Annotated in this window: 24 protein-coding genes; 17 read left to right on the plus strand and 7 right to left on the minus strand. The window is 39.8% G+C overall.

The features are described from left to right. Positions 1 to 146: 146 nt before the first annotated feature. The 4 genes from D0S24_RS07375 to D0S24_RS07390 form a co-directional block, all read right to left on the minus strand. On the minus strand, positions 147 to 1235 hold the full coding sequence (locus D0S24_RS07375) for a site-2 protease family protein (RefSeq protein WP_117019361.1): 1089 nt from the start codon (positions 1233 to 1235) through the stop codon (positions 147 to 149). A gap of 313 nt (positions 1236 to 1548) precedes the next feature. Beyond that, positions 1549 to 2310 carry an SDR family NAD(P)-dependent oxidoreductase gene (locus tag D0S24_RS07380; protein WP_117019362.1) on the minus strand — a complete coding sequence of 254 codons (762 nt, stop codon included), beginning with the start codon at positions 2308 to 2310 and terminating at the stop codon, positions 1549 to 1551. A 2-nt stretch (positions 2311 to 2312) separates the two neighbouring features. Then, positions 2313 to 2951 (minus strand): WG repeat-containing protein, encoded by a 639-nt coding sequence (locus D0S24_RS07385; RefSeq protein WP_117019189.1) that lies wholly within the window; start codon positions 2949 to 2951, stop codon positions 2313 to 2315. A 277-nt stretch (positions 2952 to 3228) separates the two neighbouring features. Further along, complete coding sequence (locus D0S24_RS07390) at positions 3229 to 3633, minus strand: hypothetical protein (protein WP_117019190.1); 405 nt, start codon at positions 3631 to 3633, stop codon at positions 3229 to 3231. 93 nt (positions 3634 to 3726) lie between these two features. Here D0S24_RS07390 and D0S24_RS07395 point away from each other — a divergent pair, with 93 nt between their 5' ends. From D0S24_RS07395 to D0S24_RS07425, 6 genes are all read left to right on the plus strand, one after another. Then, positions 3727 to 5238, plus strand: a complete 1512-nt coding sequence (locus tag D0S24_RS07395) for a PAS domain S-box protein (protein WP_117019191.1) — start codon at positions 3727 to 3729, stop codon at positions 5236 to 5238. Positions 5239 to 5245: 7 nt separating this feature from the next. Beyond that, a complete protein-coding gene (locus tag D0S24_RS07400; RefSeq protein ID WP_117019192.1) occupies positions 5246 to 6298 on the plus strand; it encodes a response regulator in 1053 nt (350 codons plus the stop codon). 441 nt (positions 6299 to 6739) lie between these two features. Beyond that, positions 6740 to 7591, plus strand: a complete 852-nt coding sequence (locus D0S24_RS07410; RefSeq protein ID WP_117019194.1) for a universal stress protein — start codon at positions 6740 to 6742, stop codon at positions 7589 to 7591. A 96-nt stretch (positions 7592 to 7687) separates the two neighbouring features. Then, positions 7688 to 8533, plus strand: a complete 846-nt coding sequence (locus D0S24_RS07415) for a universal stress protein (RefSeq protein WP_117019195.1) — start codon at positions 7688 to 7690, stop codon at positions 8531 to 8533. Positions 8534 to 8550: 17 nt separating this feature from the next. Then, a complete protein-coding gene (locus tag D0S24_RS07420; protein WP_117019196.1) occupies positions 8551 to 9399 on the plus strand; it encodes a universal stress protein in 849 nt (282 codons plus the stop codon). Positions 9400 to 9583: 184 nt separating this feature from the next. Beyond that, positions 9584 to 10423 (plus strand): universal stress protein, encoded by an 840-nt coding sequence (locus tag D0S24_RS07425; protein ID WP_117019363.1) that lies wholly within the window; start codon positions 9584 to 9586, stop codon positions 10421 to 10423. A gap of 41 nt (positions 10424 to 10464) precedes the next feature. On the opposite strand, the gene trxA is transcribed toward D0S24_RS07425, so the two are convergent. Beyond that, on the minus strand, positions 10465 to 10764 hold the full coding sequence (trxA, locus tag D0S24_RS07430) for a thioredoxin (RefSeq protein ID WP_117019197.1): 300 nt from the start codon (positions 10762 to 10764) through the stop codon (positions 10465 to 10467). Positions 10765 to 11003: 239 nt separating this feature from the next. Between trxA and D0S24_RS07440 the strand changes: the two genes are divergently transcribed. The 10 genes from D0S24_RS07440 to D0S24_RS07485 all read left to right on the plus strand — a co-directional run bounded on the left by D0S24_RS07440 (position 11004) and on the right by D0S24_RS07485 (position 19846). Further along, complete coding sequence (locus D0S24_RS07440) at positions 11004 to 11840, plus strand: universal stress protein (RefSeq protein WP_117019199.1); 837 nt, start codon at positions 11004 to 11006, stop codon at positions 11838 to 11840. Positions 11841 to 11850: 10 nt separating this feature from the next. Next, positions 11851 to 12699, plus strand: a complete 849-nt coding sequence (locus D0S24_RS07445) for a universal stress protein (protein WP_117019200.1) — start codon at positions 11851 to 11853, stop codon at positions 12697 to 12699. A 60-nt stretch (positions 12700 to 12759) separates the two neighbouring features. After that, positions 12760 to 13605 carry a universal stress protein gene (locus D0S24_RS07450; RefSeq protein ID WP_117019201.1) on the plus strand — a complete coding sequence of 282 codons (846 nt, stop codon included), beginning with the start codon at positions 12760 to 12762 and terminating at the stop codon, positions 13603 to 13605. A 255-nt stretch (positions 13606 to 13860) separates the two neighbouring features. After that, the gene (locus tag D0S24_RS07455; protein WP_117019202.1) at positions 13861 to 14271 is read left to right on the plus strand and encodes a hypothetical protein; all 411 of its coding nucleotides are present in this window, start codon (positions 13861 to 13863) and stop codon (positions 14269 to 14271) included. A gap of 72 nt (positions 14272 to 14343) precedes the next feature. Continuing rightward, positions 14344 to 15267: a mechanosensitive ion channel family protein gene (locus D0S24_RS07460; protein WP_117019203.1), complete on the plus strand. Its 924-nt coding sequence runs from the start codon at positions 14344 to 14346 to the stop codon at positions 15265 to 15267. Further along, the gene (locus tag D0S24_RS07465) at positions 15245 to 16090 is read left to right on the plus strand and encodes an ATP cone domain-containing protein (protein ID WP_117019204.1); all 846 of its coding nucleotides are present in this window, start codon (positions 15245 to 15247) and stop codon (positions 16088 to 16090) included. The genes D0S24_RS07460 and D0S24_RS07465 overlap by 23 nt, the downstream gene beginning before the upstream one ends. Positions 16091 to 16093: 3 nt before the next feature. Then, positions 16094 to 17464 (plus strand): MBL fold metallo-hydrolase RNA specificity domain-containing protein, encoded by a 1371-nt coding sequence (locus D0S24_RS07470; protein WP_117019205.1) that lies wholly within the window; start codon positions 16094 to 16096, stop codon positions 17462 to 17464. A 100-nt stretch (positions 17465 to 17564) separates the two neighbouring features. Next, positions 17565 to 17993 carry a hypothetical protein gene (locus tag D0S24_RS07475; RefSeq protein ID WP_147321436.1) on the plus strand — a complete coding sequence of 143 codons (429 nt, stop codon included), beginning with the start codon at positions 17565 to 17567 and terminating at the stop codon, positions 17991 to 17993. Between the two features lie 223 nt (positions 17994 to 18216). Further along, positions 18217 to 18873, plus strand: coding sequence for a hypothetical protein (locus D0S24_RS07480; protein WP_117019207.1), 657 nt, complete (start codon positions 18217 to 18219; stop codon positions 18871 to 18873). Then, positions 18854 to 19846, plus strand: a complete 993-nt coding sequence (locus D0S24_RS07485; protein ID WP_117019208.1) for a 2-hydroxyacid dehydrogenase — start codon at positions 18854 to 18856, stop codon at positions 19844 to 19846. The genes D0S24_RS07480 and D0S24_RS07485 overlap by 20 nt, the downstream gene beginning before the upstream one ends. Positions 19847 to 19857: 11 nt before the next feature. Here the strand turns inward: D0S24_RS07485 and cls are convergent, their stop codons facing one another. Both cls and D0S24_RS07495 read right to left on the minus strand, forming a co-directional pair. After that, entirely contained in the window at positions 19858 to 21270 is a 1413-nt protein-coding gene (gene cls, locus D0S24_RS07490) for a cardiolipin synthase (RefSeq protein WP_117019209.1), read from the minus strand. Positions 21271 to 21532: 262 nt separating this feature from the next. Continuing rightward, positions 21533 to 22084 (minus strand): hypothetical protein, encoded by a 552-nt coding sequence (locus D0S24_RS07495; protein WP_117019210.1) that lies wholly within the window; start codon positions 22082 to 22084, stop codon positions 21533 to 21535. Positions 22085 to 22344: 260 nt separating this feature from the next. On the opposite strand from D0S24_RS07495, the gene D0S24_RS07500 reads away from it, so the two are divergent. Beyond that, entirely contained in the window at positions 22345 to 23652 is a 1308-nt protein-coding gene (locus D0S24_RS07500; protein WP_117019211.1) for a mechanosensitive ion channel family protein, read from the plus strand. Positions 23653 to 23657 lie beyond the last annotated feature (5 nt).

Genomic DNA, 23657 nt, shown 5'->3' on the forward strand with positions numbered 1-23657 from the left:
AGGTTGTATACCTTCGAAACAAAGATTTTTAATTCTGTATTTGGGACATATATCATGGGCCGGCATATTTTTCTTAGGATTTCCTTAAAGTAGCCTCAAAAATAAAGACCCTCTTAAACAGAAATATTGCTTCAAAATAGGCCTCCCTAATCGAACGATATGGTTTTCAGTAATATGAATTCACTAATATTCACCGTGTCTATGGCACCGATCAATTTTTCATTACTTGTCACCGGAAAAAAACGCTTCTTTGCCTTCCCAATAAGTTCCAATACCTTGGTTATTTCTGTAGATCCATCAATCGCAGTAAAGTCCTTATCCATAATATCCTTGACTAAAATGGAGGGGGTCTTGGCGTGCTTAATGACATCGTTTTGGGTCACTATTCCCATTATTTCGTTATCCAGTGCTACTACAAAATCCTTTTCTGTACCTGCCAAAAGGATGTCCATTACTTCCTGAACATTACTGTCCGGCCGCAACACTGTTATATTGGTCAAGGTAGCCTCCTTAACCAGATGCCCCTGCAATATGGAATTTTGCCTAACCATTTGATTCTCGCCATACGCCCCAAAGAAAATAAAAAAGGCGATCAGGATTAAAAAGGGATTTATGAAAAAGCCCAAAATGAAAAATACAACGGCCAAGGCCTGACCAATGGTCGCGGCTATATTGGTGGCTTCCACCCTACTTAACCTAAAACCCAACAAGGCCCTAAGGACACGACCCCCATCCATGGGAAACGCCGGAATAAGATTGAAGAGCACCAGCATAACGTTGGCTATAAACAAATAGAAAAGGAAATTTTGCAAGTTGGGTGCGTAAAGCATCTCCCCTACCACCACATCATCAAAATTAAAATAACTCTTTAGCGGTATCACCAGGGACAATAGGAGGGCAATTACAACATTAACGGCCGGACCGGCTAGGGCCACTAGAAGTTCCTGCCCAGGTTTTTCAGGCATTTTGTCCAAGGTTGCTACTCCCCCAATAGGTAAAAGGATAATGCTACGTGTTTTAATATTAAATTTTCCGGCCATCAGGGCATGGCCCAGTTCATGCAACACTACACAGGCCATCAACACCAAAATAAAACCCTGGTTTACAGCCACCCTTGTAAAGTTACCGCTATTCTGAAATTCAACGAACCCGGCCCAAATCAACAATAAAGCAAAGGTCCAGTGTACCTCCAATTGGATTCCGGCAATCTTTCCCAACCTTAAAAAACCCTTCATAAACATTATTTTGTTGAAGATATTTGCGCAGTGCGACATTGACAATGACAATTGTCATGAGTTGCTATATTACCGTAAGAATATCTATGAATTATAAGAACTGAACACTTGAAGTCCATGAATGGATGCTCCATTGCACTAAAGAACACTGAGGACATTTACATTTGTAGGTATTGGATGATAAAGATTTTTATTTTGCCAATGGCATAAGATCCTTATCCGAAAAAAGGGAAAACCCTAACATTTCCCAATTCCATTCAGGTCCGTTGGAAATTGGTTGCAGTCTTCCCTTTTAATTGTGAATTTCCCAACATTATAAAGCCAACATTCCACCATCGACCACATGGGTAGTGCCCGTAATGTATTTGCTCTGGTCCGATGCCAGAAAAAGAGCCATCTCGGCAATTTCCCTAGATTCTGCATATCTACCTAAAGGTACGGCGGTCTCAAAACCCTTCAAGGCCTCGTTGGGACTGCCGGGCGACATATCCTCTTCAATACGTCGCATCATATTATTGTTTACCGGGCCGGGATGAATGGTATTTACCCGAATTTTGCGCTTGGCATTTTCTAGGGCTGCTACCCTCATTATACCCACCAATGCATGTTTGCTGGCCACATAGGCCCCCAGTCCCTCAAAACCCTTTAAACCGGCAACAGAAGAAGTTATAATTACACTGCCGCCATCCTTCATTCTTGGAATCACATATTTACACCCTAACCAAACTCCTTTTAGGTTTACCGCAATAACCTTATCGAAAATCTCGTCGGGATATTCCGTTATGGGCTTTGAAGTACCTTCAATCCCTGCATTTGAAAAGAATATATCAATCTTTCCATGGACCTCCATGGTCGTTTCCACAAACTTTTCCGTATCCTTTACCTTGGATACATCGGCCACGTAAAAGGAAAGATTCTCGTGATCCAGCTCATAACTTGCCTTTTCCAAAACCTCCTTACTTATGTCCACGATCACCACCTTGGCGCCCTCTTCCAAAAAGAGTTTTGCCGTTGCCAGGCCAATACCTCCGGCTCCACCGGTAATAACGGCTACTTTATCCTGTAATCTTGACATTATCAATTGTTTAAAGTTATTTTTCTTATTTCCCAACCTTGATCCTGGGTGTGAACGGCAATAAGACCATCAGACAATCTCTTTGCCCCTATTGTGGGCCGCTCATATCTTTTTTTGGTCATTTGGATATTGTACCTTCTATTGAAAAACTCAAGGATTTCCCCAGAAGTGTCCAACATTACATCATGAAATTTAAATTCGTAAATATTTAGATTAAATTCGTTTTTGCCCTTCATGGCCTTCTCAAATAGGACTGCAGTAGTATAGCCATCCTTAAAGGGATACACATTTAACAGTTGGGGTTCAAGAACTACCTTTCCCTGGGCATCGATAAATCCAAATACGGGAACATCCTCTTCAACAGTTTTGGTGATCCAGCACCTACCCTCTTTGAACATTGGAAATCGGACCCCAGAAATATCATTCTTAGAGGTATCGGCATCCTTGTTCCAATAGATATCGCTGCGAAAATTGATGACCATAATACCCTCTTCATTAATGAAACCCCATTGATCTCCTTGCCGAACAGCCGCCAAGCCTTCGCTAAAAGGAGCAATTTCATCAATATTTTTTAGGGCTTGGGAAGAAACTGGATTAAATGATAATAATATGGCACATGCCATAAAAACAAATTTTTTCATGACTTCAAATTTTAATTTTTACTAAAGTAGTTTACAGAATACCAGAACAAAATGACCAATGTCATACCTATGGAAATAAAAAACCCATCCTAGTGTCAATACTTAAATGACGGGTAATACTAAAAATTTGATATCCATGCCCTGCCAACATATGGTAGAAAAGGTCTGCCCATTGTATGTTGGGAAGTATTGGGGAAGATATGGCCAACCGTGCAAGATTCGCCTTAATGACATTCAAGGTTCAATCAGTGGTCGGAATCCAGTGGCGACTATGGTATTAATCCTTCAACAATAGTTCCAGTTTGCCCAACATTACCAGTTCGGCCTTGTTCTTTCCTGCAAAACTATTGGAAATGGCGTTTGCCGTATCCAGGATCAATACCTTGATGAATGCGCTGAACATACCCCTATTGTCCTTATAGAACTCCCGAAACTCTTGAAATGATGCATCACTGTCCATATCATTGTCCACTGCCCAGTCGAATACCGATTCGATCTGAAAGGCCGCATCACTACCAAATTCATCCTCCAATTCATCTACCTCTAACCAATATTTTCGGATAAAGTTCCTTAGTTTGCCTATTTCCTTCCCATGTATGCGGGAGTCTGCCTTAGCTATGGCATAAAACAATTTTCCTAGGTTTTCGTATAATTCCATACCCACTTTCTCTGTATTCTTCATTTTTAAATTCCTTGATCCGATAGTTCCAAAAATAGGAAATGGCACATTTTTTTTCTATGACAATAATCAGTTTAAAAAATTTATCTTTGGCTTATGCAGGCCTTCCAAAAAAATAGTGACATCTTCAATATACTTTCCGAAGGGGTATCCGAAGGAATTATAGTAGTCAATACCCAACAGATAATAGTGGCAACCAATTCCTCTGCCGAGCGAATGTTTGGATATGTAAAAGGGGAACTTTTGGAAAAACCATTGGATACCTTGATACCGGGAAGGTTCCATAGGCATCATAGTCATCATGTGGAAGATTTTATCCATAAAAGTGAACGTCGGCAAATGGGCCGGGGAAGGGATTTACATGGGGTACGGAAAAATGGAGAGGAATTTCCTGTTGAGGCAGGCCTCAACCCTTTCAAGCTATTCGATGAAACCTATGTAATGGCACTTGTCATAGATATTACGGAACGAAAGATTAAAGAAAGGGAACTCAGCCATTGGGCAAGAATATTTGATGAATCCCTTAACGAAATCTATGTTTTCGACGCCAACTCACTTTATTTTGTAAACGTAAACAAAGAGGCGCAGCGAAATATCGGCTATGACCTGGAAGAATTTAAGTCCTTGAGACCTTTGGATATAAAGCCCCATATGGATTCCCCTCAATTCCATCTACTATTGGAACCCCTGCTCAATGGCGCAAGGGATAAGGTAAAATTTGAGACCGACCATAAAAGAAAGGACGGGACCATCTATCCTGTGGAAGTACATTTGCAGCTATCCACCTTTGGTGAAAAGGACGTTATTGTAGCTATAATACTCGATATAACGGAACGAAAAAATTATACCGAAAAACTGGAAAAAAAGGTACAGGAGCGTACCCTACAGCTTACGGAGGCCTTGGCCAAGGAAAAGGAATTGAACGAACTAAAAACACGCTTTCTCTCCTTGGTCTCCCATGAATTCAAGACCCCTTTGAGCAGTATACTTACCTCTATAACCTTATTGGCCAAGTATACGGAAAGCCACCAACAGCAAAAGCGCGACAAGCACGTAGAGACCATAAAGAACAAAGTACGTTATTTGGATACCATTTTAACCGACTTTCTTTCTGTGGAGCGTTTGGATTCGGGCAAGGTAAATTATAAGATCGAAACTTTTCCCCTCAGCAAGATCGTAAACGAGGTAGTATATGGAGCCAATATGTTGCTCAAGGCTGGCCAAACGATACAGTATCCTGAGAATATCGATGATATTTTCATCAGGTTTGATGAAAAAACCTTGGAATTGGCCCTGTCCAACCTGATTCACAATGCCATTAAATATTCGCCTGAAGATACCATCATAAGCCTAGCAGTGAATCAGGTAAAGGATACCACTCTAATAGAAGTAATCGATCGCGGCATTGGTATACCTGCCGAGGATCAAAAACATATTTTCAACCGTTACTTCAGAGCAGAAAATGCATTATTGAACCAAGGAACGGGCATTGGGCTTAATATTGCCAAACAGCATTTGGAGAATCTTGGTGCCACCATTGAATTTACAAGTGAAGAAAATAAAGGATCTATTTTTACTATAGCTATCCCATTGGAAAACATAAATTGAAAAAGCAATGAAGAATATTCTATTGATCGAGGACGATAGGGCCTTACGCGAAAACACGGAAGAGCTTTTGGAACTTTCAGGTTATTCCGTGATTACCGCCCCAAACGGAAAAATTGGCATCCACATGGCCAAAGAAAAATTGCCAGATATTATTGTGTGTGACATAATGATGCCAGAAGTTGATGGTTATGGTGTCCTAAAGGATCTGTCCTCAAATGAAAAGACCAAACATATTCCCTTTATATTCCTATCGGCCAAAACAGAACACAAAGAAATCCGAAAAGGAATGGACCTGGGGGCAGATGACTACCTCACCAAACCCTTTGAAGAGGAAGACCTCATAAATGCCATAGAAAGCCGATTGGCAAAAGTGGAACTTTTGGGGCGTATGGCACAGGAGGGCTCTTTAGATCCAGAAGGTTCGGAAAATCAGATACGCACCTTGAACGAGTTGAAGAATTTTTTTGACGACAATGGGGAGCCCGTTAGCCTTATCCAAGGAAGTACCATCTTTCAAGAAGGCAGCTATTCCCATAAAATATATCTTATCCTTAAAGGGGTAGTAAAATGCCATACTATGGACGAGGACGGAAAAGAACTGATCACTTCCCTATACAGGGCGGACGACTTTTTGGGATTTACCTCCCTTATGGACAATATCCCGTATCAGGAATCGGCAACCGCCATTGAGGATGTGGAACTCGCTGGGATATCCAAGGAAAATCTAAAACAGGTATTGGAAAAGAACCACAATATTTCCTTGGAATTAATGGAATTGCTATCCGGAAATATTAAGGACATAAAACAACAACTGTTGCAAATGGCCTACAGTTCCGTTCGCAAAAAAACCGCCCAAACCTTGTTGCAGTTTGCTGAAATAATGAACAAAAAAACCGAGGATCCGATTAAAATTTCTCGAAACGATCTGGCCAGTGTAGCCGGTATTGCCACTGAAAGCCTAATACGTACACTGTCCGGGTTCAAAAAAGAAGGGCTAATCGACATTGAAGGAAGAAATATCCGAATAAAGGAACTAAAGGCCCTGCAGTACATAAATTAAATGAACTACCTCGACGCAGAGCGTACGAGGTATCAGAATCAAGACCGCTGCGCTTCTGGAACCAAGATACAAGACAAAATAATCCAATGCCGTATATCGTATCTACCTATAGCGCTATACCCGAGGCCCGTCCGTTTCCTGTCGGACGGGCTTCGGGGAATTATTTAGATTAAACTTTAAATTTCAATACCACTGGCCTATTACTTATGGCTTATGGCTTATGGCTTATGGCTTATGGCTTATGGCAAAAATACTTTTATCTGCTAAGGCGAAATACCCAAAAGTACATACCTGCTTTTGCTGCCCTACTTCTTTTAGACGGGGTTTTAACTCTAACCGAGATCAATAAATTTCCAATATTCTTAATGAAAACTGACCAATGTCATATTTCGTTGATGGCCATAGGCCTAGCTTTGTAGCCATGCATCTATTTAATTTTGAATGAAGAATATACTGTTCCCCACCGATTTTTCCAAAAATTCCTGGAACGCTATTGAATACGCCATAACGCTTTTAAAAAATATTCCCTGTAATTTTTATGTACTCCACGTGGACGCTTTAAGTCAATCCGGTGTGGACTACAATTCCTTTGCCTTGCCATCCGATGTTATGCCCTCCAAGGCTATAAATATGGCACTCAGGGATAATTTGGCAGCTACCTTTGCTCGTATTAAGACCATTACCACCAACAAGGAGCATCATTTTATTGCCCTTCACGAGTTTGGAAACATCATAGATGTAATTCGCAAAACCGTAGTGGACAAAAGGATAAGTCTTATAGTCATGGGAACCAAAGGGGCCTCGGGCATAAAAGGAACCATCTTGGGCAGCAATACCGGGAACGTCATGACCAAAGTACCCTGTAACCTATTGGTGATTCCAGAAAAAGCCTTACAGTACATCCCCAAGGAAATTGCCTTTCCTACCGATTACAATATTTTCTATTCCCATTCCATATTGGAGGTAATTTCAAAAATGCTCCGTATCACCAATGCCAAACTAAGAGTTGTTAATATCTCCAAACCCAACGTAAAATTAAATGAGGCCCAAAAACAGAATATGGTCTATTTACAGGACTATCTATTGGAGCTCCATGAAAAATCGCATAGCATCCACAACCTGAAAGTTGAAAGGACAAAAACGGCCATTGAGGAGTTTGTGATCAACGAGAAAATAGATATGGTAATCATGGTGGCCAAGAACCTCAATTTTTTGCAACAACTTTTGTTCCGCCCCTCCATTAAAAAGATTAGTTTTCAGAACAGCGTTCCTTTACTTGTCCTTCACGAATAAACGTTCCAAACTTAAGTTGATATGGGGCTACTGATAAATATCATAGGTTGTATATACCGCTAACGATACCTTTGGCAGGTATACAAAAGATAACCTATGAGAACAGTTTTAATTCCTACCGATTTCTCCAATAGTGCAATGCACGCCATAGACTATGCCCTGAACCTATACAAATGTGAGCGCACCAATTTTTACTTTTTACATGCATATGCGGATGAGGTTTATGGACCTTTCAAGACCCATGGGGAAACCTCCATTGAAGAACGAAAGAAAACTGTTGGGAACAATACGGATAAATCCTTAAAAAATCTTATCCAAAAATTAGCTGTCAGGGAATACAATCCAAAACACACTTATGAAACGCTTTCAGCATTCGACACCTTGGTCGATGCAGTTAACGAATTTGCCAATAAAATTAATATCGATCTGGTAATTATGGGTACAAAAGGGCAAACTGCAGACAAAAATATTACTTTTGGCAGCCATACCGTACAGGTTTTCAAATACGTGCAATGCCCAGTACTTGCAGTTCCCTTGGACTACAAATACCAACAGCCAAAAAAAATACTGTTTCCCACAGATTATATGCTACCGTATAAGCGCAGGGAATTGAAGTTACTTGATACTTTGGCCTCCGAATTTAAATCGGAAATACACTGTCTTTACATTTCGGATTTTGAAGACCTAAGCTTCAGACAAATGGATAACCAACGCTTTTTAAAGGAATCTTTGGGCAACGCATTCCTTTTTTTTGAAAGACACCCCACTACCAATAAGGTCGAGGCCATAATGGATTACATCAAAAAGAACAATATAAACCTTTTGGTCATGGTAAACTCTCGGCATTCATTCCTAGAGGATATGTTGTACAGATCTACGGTAGATGATATTGGACTACGATTAAAGCTGCCCTTTTTGGTGATGCAAAACCTACCCCGATAAAATAAAAGGCTACAAGGATGAAAAAAATCTTATTGCCCACCGATTTTTCCGCCAATGCGTGGAATGCCATATTTACAGCATTAAAACTCTATACCGATGTAAAATGTAAGTTTTTCCTTTTACATGCCTTTGAGCCAAAGGCCATGAACATGTTGGGACGGAAAAGTCAACAACGGTTGGGAGTCATATATGACTCATTGGCACAGTATTCCGCCCAGGAACTAGATAAAATATTGTCTTACATGAATCAAAACCACCCCAACCCGAACCATAGTTTTGAATCCATTTCCCGGTCCGCCACCTTGGAGGAATCGGTCCTGGAATTAGTATCGGTAAGAGACATAGATCTCGTTATCATGGGTACTCAAGGGGCTACAGGAGCAAAGGAAATCTTTATGGGCAGCAATACGGTAAAAGTGCTAAAACAACTCAAAAATATTTCCATAATAGTGGTTCCTTCAGCCTTTAACTTCCAAAAGCTAAAAACACTGGTCTTTCCAACGGATTATACCCGAAAACATGAAAAGTTTGAGCTATTGCCCGTGATGGAGCTTTCAAAACTTTGGAACACGGCCATACAGGTAATCCATTTGGGAGAAGAATTTGTACTCACCGATGTCCAAAAAACAAATATGAAAATTTTGGAAGAACGTTTGGCCGGTTCCAACTATTCCCTACATAAACTTGGTATGGAGACCAATATTGCCAAAAGTATTGAACAGTATGTTAATGATACCAGGGCAGATTTATTGGCCATGGTGAGATACCGGCACACTTTTTGGGAAAAAATTATGGGTGAGCCCGTTATTAAAAAAGTAGCCTTTCATTCTATGGTTCCAGTATTGTTCCTTCCCGAACAAGCCTAAGAGCCACCGATAAATGCCGACTAACCGTAACTTTTGCCAAGGGTAAGGGACACCCATTTATTTAGGGTCATAGAGATAGCACCTAAATCCCCACTGCCCGTTAAAGTATTTATGATAATTGTCATTGGGGGAAAGGGCAAGACCAGCTACTTTTAAATTGTTGAAATTAAACAAAGATTTAAGGATGAAAAATATTTTGATACCTACAGACTTCTCCCATAATGCTTGGAATGCCGTAAAATACGGAATGGAACTGTACCACAAAACCAAATGCACCTTTTATATAGTCCATATTAATCCCATTTCTTATAATTCCGGTGGAGAAGCTGCCATGTATGTTTCCCCGGAAATCTTGGAGGAATCCTTACTTAAGGAAAGTAAGAAAAAATTAGAGGAATTGCTTAAAAAGATCCAACGTTTGCCCTTAAACACAAAACATACCTTTAATACATTGGCGCTGTACGGATTTTTTACAGATCATATTAAGCAAGAGGTCAAAGATAAAAATATTGACCTTATCATTATGGGGACCAAAGGGGCCACCGGCCTTAAGGCTGTTTCCCTTGGGAGCAATACCGGTAATGTACTTACCAAAGTGCGATGTGCGGTTTTGGCCGTGCCGGAAGACGCCGAATACAATACCCCTCGAGAAATTGGGTTTCCTACAGATTTCCAGCTAAGCTATGATATAAAGGCCCTGAACCATGTCAAAGAGCTTGCATTATTGCATAATTCCGCCCTGCGCTTCCTATATGTGTCCCAAAAAGGGAAGGACCTCAGCGATCTCCAAATGAAGAACAAGGAATTTATTAAGAACTATTTTAAGGAAAACGAACACTCCTTTCATACCCTCACCATAAAGAACCTGGAAGATGCAGTACAGGCATTTGTAGAAAGTAGGGATTTGGATATGTTGGTGATGGTGGCCAAGAACTTGAACTTTTTGGAACGCATTCTGTTTAAGCCAGCCGTGGAAAAGATAAGTTACCATACCAAGGTTCCTTTTCTAATTGTTCACGAATAGAAAATTACAACTTGAACCCATTACCGGGAACATCTCCGCAATTAAATATGCTGTTGAACAATCCTTAGGATGTCGTTCTTTTGAAGCACTCCGGATTCCCGCCAAACCTGCTTTCCGTTTTTAAACAATAACAAGGTAGGGACCCCCCTTACTTGATAGGTACTGGCCAAGGATTGATTCTTGTCCACATCGATCTTTACGATTTTTAGGGTATTTCCCATTTCCTCCTTGACCTGTTTTAAAATAGGTGCCAACATTTTACAGGGGCCGCACCAGTCGGCGTAAAAATCGACCAAAACAGGGATATCAGAATTGATAATATTATTAAAACTATCCTTCATAATTCAATTTTTGAAAAGTTAACTACCTCGGGCAAGCCCGCCTGAACGAAACGGGCTGACCTGTCTACTGACAAATCCAGGCCCATCCGAACACAAGGGTCGGAGCTCCAGATAGTTATCGGGATTAAATCTCGATTATCGAGTAAAATTACCAAAATAATGAAAATCCGGAACTGACGAATATCATGGTTTTCATAAATCTTACGCATTAATTTTATAGTTCTAACGCAATTCTTACAATGAAACGAATATTGCTTCCCACAGATTTTTCAGATAACTCCCTTAAGGCGATCCACTACGCATTAAAGCTGTTCAAAAATGCAAAATGTAAATTTTACCTTATGCATACCTATATGCCGCCAGTGTACAATATGGAATATTTGGTGGGTAGTCCGGGTCTTATAGGCCTGGGAGATATAATGCAGGAAACATCCATGACCCAACTGGAAAAACTAAAAAGCCGTTTGGAAAAGGAATACCATAACCCCGATCATAATTTTGTTGTTCACACTGCCTTCAACACCTTGGTAAACGAAGTTATGGAAACCGTTGAATCCGAAGGTATACATTTGGTTGTAATGGGTACCAAAGGGGCCACAGGGGCAGAGGAAATACTCTTTGGAACGAATACGGTCCATGTTATAAGAAAAGTTGATTGCCCCGTTCTGGTAATACCCCCCAATTTTGAATATGAAAATCCCTTGGAAATTTTATTTCCAACAGATTTTGAAATAGAATTCAGTAAAGAAAGATTAGCACAGCTTTTGGAAATAGCGGATGAACACGGTTCACAGATAAATGTGCTTCATGTATCCACGGGATATGAATTGACCCCTGAACAAGAAAGGCAAAAGAAAGGCCTTGAAAAAATTTTGGGTCCCAAGGCACTGTTCCACGATGTTCCCAATAATGAAATTATCAATGCAATCAATGAGTTCCAGGCCAAAGAAAAAATCAACCTTCTGGTCATGGTTCAGAACAAGCATACTTTTATGGAGCGACTTTTTATTGAACCCGTAATCAAGAAAATTGGTTTCCACGTCACTATTCCATTTATGGTAATTCCACAATTTTAATTCATGGATAATGAAAAACATACTTGTTGCCACCGACTTTTCCAATAATGCCTATTGTGCCCTATTCTATGTATCAAAACTTCTTGCATCGGAAACATGTACTTTTTTCATTCTAAACACCTATTCAGAACTTACCTTGTCCCCCGGCAAAACACTTCCCATCCTAAACCCCAAAAAATATCTGAAGGAACTGGAATCGGAATCCAAGGAAAAATTAACGCAAACCAAACACAAAATAGTCTTGGACAACGAGAATCCCCTACATGTTTACAAGACCATTTCGCAAAAGGGCGACTTGACCAGTATAATAGCACAAAAGATTGAGGAACTTAATATCGATTTGTTGACCATGGGCAACAAAGGACTTACTGAAGCTACCGATGTATTTTTTGGAAGCAACACTATAAAAGTGGCCGATCACCTTAAAAAATGCCCATTATTGGCCATTCCCGGGGAAATGGATTTTCACCCGATTAAACAAATCGCCTTTGTGACCGACTTAAAAAAGGATTGTGGCCCAAAAACGATAGATCAACTGTTATACATCGCTTCCCTTTCCAATGCAGCCATTAGGGTAGTCCACGTTCAGGAGCAACATATCCTGAACAAGGCCCAAGAGGAGCATAAAAAGAAATTGAAAGACTATTTAAACAAGGTAGACCATTCATTTCAGTGGATCAGGAATTTTGACGACAAGGCCAAGGTAATAGATGTTTTTTTGGAGAAGTTGAAAGTGGATATGTACGCCATGGTACATCAAAAACGAAACCTTTTTGAAAAACTAACCCGTGAACCGGTTGTAAAGGACGTGAGTATGTATTCCGATATCCCATTCCTAATTCTCCCATCCCAAGAATGACCGTTGTCATAGAATCTGTCACGAAAGCCTATTATTTTTAAATAATTAAATAATACTGTTATGGACAAAAGAATTTTAGTTCCTACCGATTTTTCCAAAAATGCACTGAACGCCATACGCTATGCCTTGGGCCTTTACGCAAAGCTTAATTGTGAATTCTATTTTCTGAACGTGTTCCGTTTGGACAATTACACCACCGCCACCCTTATAATGCCAGAACCGGGCAGTGCGGAATATGAAGCGGCCAAAGGGGCTTCGGAGGAAGCATTTGCTAAACTATTGGACATGCTGGAGCTGCATTACGACAACCCCAAACATTCTTATCACACCATTTCTTCTTTCAATTTTCTCTCAGAAGCTATGAAACGGACCATTGCCAGTAAGGATATAGACCTTGTAATCATGGGAACACAGGGAGCTACGGGTGTCAAGGGGATAATTTTTGGGAGCAATACGGTAAATGCCATGGAGCAAATAAGGGAGTGCCCGGTCATGGCGATTCCGGATGGACTGCGGTTTAGTACTCCCAAGGAAATTGTATTTCCTACCAATTATAAATCCGCCTTTAGCCGCAAGGAATTGAATTATTTGATCGAGATAGCCAAATTGCACAATGCGACCATACGCGTTTTACACTTTACGAAAAAAACTGTACTGGACGAAGGGCAGGAAACCCACAAACAACTCCTGGACGACATCCTTAACAGTGTTGACCATAGCTTCCATACGCTCACGGATAAGGATATCGCCAGAGGAATAAGCTCGTTTGTCGAAAGCAGGAACAGCGACATGATAGCATTCATAAACAAAAAACATTTTCTTTTCCATAGTATTTTTTCCAGACCATTGGTCAAGGAAATTGGTTATGATGCCACCGTTCCCATTTTGGCTTTGAACGAACCTTAAAAACTCGGTATTATGAAATAAGCCATAACAATAAAGTTGATACCTCCAGATAATTATCCGGACGAAATGTTAATAGGCGAAATCGAAGATTCATGAACTCCTTTAAAAATAAGTCAAAATGATGTGAATAATTACCCCCGCCTGTCCGCCCGTTCCGGTAAGGACAGGAACGAAGAATTCGGGCAGGTCTAACTCCCGATAACTATCGGGATAATAAACCTATCTGCCGAACAGGCAGGCAATAAATGTTAACATATGAAAAATATTGGAATTTGGATGGATAGGGAAAAAGCCTATATTATCCGTTTGGACAAAGAAGAAGAGCAGCTGGAAACCATATTTTCGGAGATGGAATTTTATAATCGTAAAAGTAGCTCAGGACCAAGGGTAAAATCCGGTGCAACCCAAGATATTACGCATGAACGCACCTACCTGGAAAGGGAGAAAGCACAGCTAAAAACATATTTTAAAAAACTGGTAGATGCCATAGGGGATGCGGATGCCATAGCGCTTTTTGGTCCTGCAGATACCAACGAGAAATTTAGAAAAGAACTTTTGGAGCACCACAAAGGCCTGGCAGGTAAAATAAAAACGGTCACCAAGACCGACAGCATGACCGAAAACCAGACTAGGGCATTGGTAAGGGACTTTTATAACCTACTATAATAAAAATTAAATACCATCCGCAAGACCTTTTAATATTAATGGTTTTGGCTGTTTTAATAATACCATGTACCTATGGAAAAATATTTGGACCTTTTCAATAATCCTACTATCCTAAGATATACAAAATTGGTACTTTGGATATTGGTCATTGTATTATGTATAGGGATTTTTAGAAGGGTACTAAGAAAAAGTATAGACAATATTTCCATTAGGTACAAGGCACAAAAGGGAGTAGAGGTCCTTGGCTATGTGCTTATAGCACTGGTAATATTAATGGGCTTTACCTTTGAAAATATTAAAGATTATACTATTATCATCGGGCTATTTACAGCGGGAATAACCTTTACTCTACAAGAGTTGATACTTAGTATCGCCGGATCCTTCTATATCTTTTTTGTACGGGTCTACCAACCTGGAGACCGTATTGAAATCAATGGAATTAGAGGAGATGTTATTGACATAGACAGTATATATACCACATTAATGGAAATTGGGGAATGGGTAAGTAGCGACAATTATTCCGGTAGGATCGTAAAAATCAGCAATGCCTTTGTTTTTAAAGGGCCAATTAAAAATTATTCCATGGATTTCCCCTTTGTTTGGGATGAACTTAATGTACTTATCACTTACGGTTCCGATGTGGAATTGGCAAAAAAAATAATTCTGGATAATGCCACCGAACTTCTATCGGACGCTACAAAAAACTCCTTGGCCATATGGGAAGGGATGGTAAAACGCTACTATATTGAAAATGCAAAAATAGCCCCTACACTTGCTATTAGCCTTACCGACAATTGGATAGCCATAAATTTAAGGTATATCACGGATTATAAATTAAGGCGTAATACCAAACATGAACTTTTTGAACTTATAGAGAGGTCCATTTTAAGTACCGAAGGAAAAGTGACATTGGCCTCCAATACTTTACAACTATTGAAAATTCCCGAAGTTGATATTAAACTAAAACAGCAATATGAAGGAGCCTGTGAACTTTGAAATTCTAAAATCCTCTGGGGAACGGGCCAAATTTTCTTTGGACAAACTTCGCAACTCCCTAAAACACAGTGGAGCGGACCATAAGGTTGTTGAAAAAATTGTTGACAAGGTAAAAGATGAACTTTATGAGGGGATATCCACAACGGAAATCTACAATAGGGCCTTTGCACTGTTAAAAAAAAATAAATCGATCTTTGCCTCAAAATACAAATTAAAAAAAGCCCTCTACGAACTGGGACCCACCGGATTTCCCTTTGAACGTTTTGTTGCCGCTATCCTGGAGTATTCGGGTTACCATACCCGTGTGGATGAAATTATGAACGGTATCTGTGTCACCCATGAAATTGATGTAATTGCTGAAAAAAATGGGACCATCACCATTATAGAATGTAAATTCCACTCTGAAGAAGGCCGAAACTGCAACGTTAAGATTCCCCTCTATATCCATTCCAGATATGAGGACGTAAAGGCGCATTGGGAAACCAAAAAAAATGAAACAAAAAAAATGGATATAGGATGGGTGGTAACCAATACCAGGTTTACGGCAGACGCCATAGCTTATGGCAAATGCGCCGACCTTTATCTATTAAGCTGGGACCTTCCGCCAAATGATGGCATTAAAGATCGTATCGATCGATTGGGACTTTACCCCATCACCGTATCCACACTGCTCAGCAATAGGGAAAAACAATTTCTATTGAGTAGGGATGTGGTGTTGTGCAGACAACTTTGGAAGGACAAGTTTTTTTTGGACCATATGGGAATCTCCAATACAAGAAAGGAAAAAATATTGGAAGAAATTAAACAACTCTGTAACCAATAAACCATGAATACTGTAAAAATCCATTTCTTGGGCGCTTCCGGAACCGTTACGGGTTCCAAATTCTATTTGGAAACCCCTGAATTGAATATTATGGTGGATTGTGGCTTGTTCCAGGGACTTAAAGAACTACGACAACAAAACTGGATTCCCTTACCCATAGATGCGTCTAAGATAGATTTGGTCCTATTAACGCACGGACACCTGGACCATACAGGATACCTTCCCAGATTATTGAAGGAAGGCTTTAAAGGAAAAATTATAGGTACAGCTCCCACTTTGGCCGTTACCCGAATAATTCTTTTGGACAGTGCCAAGATACATGAAGAAGAGGCCGAACAGGCCAATAAGGAAGGATATAGCAAGCATAGCCCGGCATTGGCATTTTACACCATAAAGGATGCGGAGCGTACCATTGACTTATTCGAATCCCGCGAAAAGGAGGTTTGGATTACCTTATCGGATAATATACGTTTCAAATTCCGATATAATGGGCATATCATTGGGGCAACTTTTATAGAATTGGAAATCTTCGGGAAATTGTTCGTCTTTTCCGGAGATATTGGGAGGCTCCACGACGACCTATTGGAGGCACCGGAGCGTCCAAAATGGGCCGATTACCTTTTTTTGGAAAGCACCTATGGAAATAAATTACATCCTGAGGAGGATGTGGAAGGAATACTTGGAAATCTTATTAAAACCACCATTCGGGAAAGGGGAAATCTGATCATCCCTTCCTTTGCCGTAGAGCGACTACAATCTTTAATGTACCTCCTCTGGCGGTTGTATAAAAAAAACAGGATCCCCAATATTCCTATTTTTATAGATAGCCCCATGGGGAATAATGTACTATCCGTTTTTGAACAATTTCCACATTGGCACAAAATGCCCATGAACGAGTATAAGGCCATGTGCAGTCATTTTAATATTATAACCTCCTACGCCGACACTTGGAAGACCATTGACGATCCCAGATCCAAAATTGTAATTGCGGGAAGCGGTATGGTTACCGGAGGCAGGGTACTCACCTATTTAAAACAGTGGATAGACCTACCATCAACATTTGTTTTATTGGTAGGTTTCCAAGCGGAAGGAACCCGTGGACGCCAACTATTGGAAGGAGCATATGAACTAAAGCTGTTCGGAAAATATTATCCGGTGAAGGGCAAGGTTCATCATTTGGAAAGTCTATCTGCCCATGCCGATCAAAGCGAACTGTTACATTGGATGGAGGACATCGAAAATATTCCTGAAACAGTGTTCCTTATCCATGGAGAACCTACTTCCCTCGATGCCTTTAGGGTAAAGATCAGGGATGTTCTTGGTTGGAACGTACAAATTCCAAAATTAAGTGAAATACATCAAGTCATTGTCTGAATAGGACAGACCATATTATATGGGATGGTCCTTAAGTTGGCCTTAATAATACTATACAATGAATTTACCAGGTTATGCCCTTAAACTTGATTTAAAAAAAATGGAACAAGAAAATTCGACTTCCGATAAAGCAAGAATAATTGCCGATTTAGATTGGAATATTAAAATTTGGAAAACAGACCTTCAGTTTATAGAAGAAGAGATTACTTTTATAGAGCGGTTATTAAAGTCCAATGCTTTTAATACCAACACTCCAAATCTTTTTGAACGGCTTCAGAACTATGGAAGCCGAATTGCCAGCCTTACCTCTGGATGTCAGGAAATTAAAAAGGATATTTACACATTCTTGAGAGATTTGGAATTTATAGGAGAAAACACCCACTCTTCAGTCTTGGTAGCTGAAAACAAAAGACTTGATAAATTAAAGGCCGAAGTGAAGGAATGCCTTGTGAACTTCAAACATCTTAAAGCCGAAATTTTCCATTATGCCGACGGTGTTCTAAAAATGTACTCTAAGGTGGAAAAATAAAAGTGTATGTGACCCCCGTCATTTTTTTTAGACCGTTTATCAGCTACCTTGTACGCCGTTCCAGATCAAAAGAAGAAATTAGTTATACAATATCCATAATTTTTAAAAACATTTTCATTGTAGAGAATACAGTAGCAGTTAAATATGATCGATCCTTTGCAATTCAATATCATTTTTCCCATAAAGGTTCAATTAAAGTAAAATAATCAAATAAAATGGTACCATGAAAAAAATATTAGTCCTATCCGCAATAGTATTAATGGGATGTTCTTCCACGAGTTTGGTAGAAAACTGGAAAAACCCGGACATTGTACTGTTCCATGCCAATAAGGTATTGATAGTAGGTATGGCCTCAAACCCGGAGGCCAGAATGGATTTTGAAACCAACATGCAGGAAGAATTTAGCAAACGAAATGTTGAGGCCATGCGAAGCCTCGATGTTTTTGACGTTTCCTTTTCCAACTCCCGCAAGACCGAAAAAGAACTGGACGATGTGGAACAAAGTCTACTGAACAAGGATTTTGATGCCATATTGTTTACCAAGGTCGTTGGTTCGGAGGATAAGGAAAGCTTTTTGAAATCCATTGCCAAGTGGAACAATTACCAAGGCAGGTTTAATGACGATTATCTAAGTCACCAGGACATCTATTACGACCAAGGATATTATGATAAATTTACGGTATACCATGCCGAGACTACACTGTACTGTATTTGTGAGGGCAAGGAAAGGGCAATGATCTGGAGGGGAAGTATAGACATCACCGACCCCAATAACCTACAAAAGACTATAAAAGATTACATAAAACTTGTTGTTATGGCTATGGAAGACCAAGATCTAATTTTTATCAAAGAAGGAAAAAATGAAATTACTGGTCTATAGCGCTAAAGATTTTGAAATCCCTTTTTTAGATAATGCCAATAACGACCGTCATAAGGTAAGCTATACAAAAGATGCCTTAAATTCCGAGACGGCCATCCAAGCTCTTGGCCATAAGGCGGTATCCATATTTTCTGGTGATGATGCCTCCTCCTTGGTATTGGAAAAATTATCCGATATGGGGGTTCGCTACATTAGCCTGCGTTCGGCAGGGTATAACAACGTGCATCTTAAAACGGCACATAAATATGGGCTTAAGGTAGCCAATGTCCCGTACTATTCCCCCTACTCCATTGCCGAACATGCCATTGCCCTATTGCAGGCACTTAACCGGAAGATTGTTTTGGCAGATAGGCAGGTACACTCCTATAATTTTCTACAGAACAACTTGATGGGCTTCGATTTGAACCAAAAAACCGTAGGCATTATAGGAACAGGTAATATAGGCAGTGTTATGGCGAAGATTATGCACGGTTTTGGCTGCAAGATATTGGCCAACGACCTTAAACCTGATTTTGGACTTGTTCAATTATATGATCTCTCCTACACTTCATTGGACCAGCTTTGCGAACAATCCGATATAATAAGCCTTCACATTCCATTAACCCAAGAGAGCCACTATTTGATAGACAAACAAAAACTATCACTAATGAAACCGGAAGTTGTTTTGATAAATACAGCAAGAGGGGCCCTGGTGGAAACCAAAGAGTTGATCAGTGCTCTAGAGAAAAAAGCTATTGGGGGCTACTGCACTGATGTTTATGAAAAGGAAATAGGGTCGTTCTTTACGGATAATTCTACCGAAGGGATAAAAGATATGCAATTAATTAAATTATTGTCCTTTCCCAATGTACTGCTTACGCCACACCAAGGCTTTATAACCAAAGAAGCGCTGACCAATATAGCGATGGTTACTTTTGAAAATCTAAATAGTTGGAAAGAAGGGAAACCCAGTAGGAATGAACTGGACGTATAAAAACTATAGCTTCACAACAACGAACTAAACACTTTTCCAAAACCCTCCTTTAGCTTGTCCGCCCAAGGTCTCTTTATATAATCTTCATATATCAGCATTCTACTGGAGTAGGCATCACTAAGAAAATCCTCCTTTAACAACTGTGCAAAAGAGCTATCATAAACAATGGCATTTACTTCATAGTTCTGTTCAAAACTCCTATCATCCAAATTAGCCGTACCTATGGTAGCAATGGCATCATCACTTACAATAATTTTACTATGTAAAAATCCGTCGGGAAATAAATAGATCTTGATACCAGATCTAAGAAGGGGTTCAAAATAAGACCGTACACTCCAACTTACTATTTTGTTGTCCGCATTCTCGGAAACCATTAACCGTATATCCACACCTCCCAGGGCGGCGGTCTGCAAGGCCTGCATCATAGCCTGTCCTGGAATTACATAGGGATTGGTTATAAACAGATAATTCTTCGCCTTATTGATCATTGTAAAATAAGTTTGTTCAAGCGAAGGAAAATCATCGTCCGGCCCCCCCGAGACAATTTGTACAAGTTTGCCTTCACTTTTTTTAAAGGTACCGTTATGCGTATCCAAGGGAAGCACAGAAATGGTCTTCTGACAAACCAGGTACCAATCCATTGCAAAAACAAAATCCAAATGACTGGCTGCGGTACCTTCCAACCTAAGGTGCATATCGTGCCAGTTGCCCAGTTCCATATCACCTTTCAAGTATTTATCAGAGACATTGATTCCTCCGGTAAATGCCACTTTGCCATCTACTATAATGATCTTTCTATGGTTTCTATAGTTTAAGGAAGAAAAAAAACGCCCGAACCTGAACGGAAGAAAAGGATATACCTCTACCCCCATAATCTTTAATTTTTTCAAATAGGCCTTACTTAAGGAAAAGCTACCAATACCGTCATAGATCATTCTTACTTCTACCCCTTGCTCAATTTTATGCTCAAAAAGCTGCAATAGCTTCTGCGCAAGTTCCCCTTCTTCAAAAATGTAATACTGTAGATGTATCCTATATTGAGCATTTTCCAAAGCTTCGAAGATAGATTCGAAGGTCGTTTTTCCATCTTTCAACAGACGGAGATCATTCTGGTCCGTGGGAGGAAAATGTGAATTACGGTACACCAAGGTCATTAGTTTTTGGTACTTCCCGTTCATGGAAGCCATGTGCTTCATTAAGGGTTCCGGTAAATTTAAAAAAGCCTTCTTTTTTAATTTCAACAACTTATTTTTTCTCCTATTTCTTCCTAAAAGTAGATAAAGTACCATTCCACCTACGGGTATGGTAAAAATGGCCAGCATCCAGGCCAAACTTTTTGAAGGTTTGGCACCGTGCAAAAGGATACTTATAATAATGGTAAAAGCAATAAGTAAATAGAGACTAAGAAAAAAAGCATTCCACATATTTCCTTTATTGTTTGTTGACCGGGATGGGTGCAATGAACAAAGTTCGGGAATTGTTGTGTTCCAACTATGATAATTATCAGCTGTTGGTAGCGTTGAGTTATTTACAACTTCGCCATTCTAGAGGTTTATGATAAAATAAAACCCTCAAAACATAAATACTTTGTGTTGAGGGTTCTTAATAGTCAAAATAATATTAAGATTCTACGTTTCTAAAAATTAGTGAAGTACTGGGTATAAAGAAAGTTTTGGATCACTAACCCTATGAGTGTGCGAGTTTGCCCGCAAGTACACCTTGACCCTTAAAAACCTGTGCAATGGATTTAAAAAATCCTATTGCTTTAAAGGGTGCAAAATCGAACCGAAGAATGGCTTCCGGTGACTCTTCCCCTACAACAATTAGTCCGTTCACTATCTCAAAATCCAAATATTTAATTCCGTCCGCATCTTCTTCATACCTATCACTATAGGTAATTCTGCTCCCCGTTTTTCCTAGATAAAATCTAATCGCACTATAGGATCCCGGTGCTAAGCTAAGTACACTTTTTGATTTTAGAAAAAGACCGGTATGCATACCTTTGATAGGTATGGCGGTCTGACCAGGGAAGTCCGCTATAAAATGCTCCTGTCCCTTAGTATCTATTGCAGAAAACTTAGTAATGTTCAATTCCATTTCGGACACTTTCATATCCGTGGCATAGCTATTTTGCAATACCAAATCCTTAATACATTTTCCATCGGAATCCAATTGGTACCTATCGGATATAAGTGGAACTACCTGCCAAGTTTTGGGATAAAAATTCATTTTTTTCATGACGCAATATTTAAAGGGTACACTTACAAAGTTATAAGTACCTGTCCTCCAATAAAACAGCAGAATTTTCCAATTTATATGCTATCTTAACTACAGATCCAAAACATATCATAAAAATGGCCAGTATCCATTCTAAACATTAGTATTCAGCATACTTAAATCAATACAGGTCGATTCCATTTTATACTTTTTACATAACCTCCGCCACATCTGGACCTCAATCCTTATTTTTGCCAAGTATTCAACATTGCATTCCGACTATGAACAACGGTTTAAGACGATTACTATACGATTACCTGATCCAATCCGGTTTGGAAGCCAATTCGGCCGCCTACATAAATGCCCTGATCCTTTTCCTAGGCATAATTTTAGTGGCCGTAATAATGGATTATATCCTCTGGAAAATCTTGCGTTTTTTATCGGTAAGGTTCGCTAGGCGGTCCAGGACCAATTTTGATAATTATTTAGTATTTAATAAGGTACCTAGATATGTGGCCCACATTATACCCTTATTGTTGTTGTACCAGTATCTTCCCCTGGCCTTCCTCGATTTTGAAAATGCCGAGGGCATAATATTAAAGGCCATTGAAGTCCTAGCCGTAATCTTGGTATTGTTACTTGTAAGAAGCATGCTCCGGAGTATAAAGGATTATCTAAAGACCCTGCCCCATTTGAAGGACAAGCCACTGGATAGCTACAGCCAGGTGTTTATGATAATCGCCTGGATCGGGGGTACCCTAACACTTTTTGCGGTATTGACCGACACCACAATTTGGAAATTCTTTACGGCCTTGGGGGCGGCCTCAGCCGTAATCCTGTTAATATTTAAAGATACCATTCTAGGCCTTGTTGCCAGTATACAGGTAAGCATTAACGACATGGTCCGTATTGGGGATTGGATAACTATTGATAAATTTGGGGCCGATGGCAATGTTACCGAAATTTCTCTGGCCACTGTAAAGGTCCAGAATTTTGACAATACCATTACGACTATTCCTACCTATTCCCTTATTTCGGATTCGTTCAAAAACTGGAGGGGAATGCAGGCTTCCGGAGGCCGCAGGATTAAACGGGCACTGCATATAAAACAGAAAAGTATCAAATTCCTGACAGCAGGGAATATTGAAACCCTGAAAGGCATACAGCTAATTTCCAAATATTTGGAGATTAGAAACAACAATATAGACACCTACAACAAGGAACACCATATTGACAAACAATTGCCTATAAACGGAAGGAACTTGACCAATATTGGTGTTTTTAGGAAATATATTGAATCCTATTTAAAAAACCATTCCGCCATAAACCAGACGATGACTTTAATGACCAGGCAATTAGCTCCTACCTCTCAAGGAATACCATTGGAAATCTATGCCTTTAGCAGTGATAAGCGATGGGAAAACTACGAATATATAATGGCCGATATTTTTGATCATTTGTTGGCGGCACTACCTTATTTTGAGTTGGAAGTTTTTGAACTGCCGACCACTTTGGGCCATGACCTTGACAAAATAACATCTGGAAAGGAAGGACTACTCAGCGAGGATGGTATGCCAGGGCCGGAATAAATATT

It is taken from the genome of Arenibacter sp. P308M17 (assembly GCF_003426735.1).
GTDB lineage: Bacteria > Bacteroidota > Bacteroidia > Flavobacteriales > Flavobacteriaceae > Arenibacter.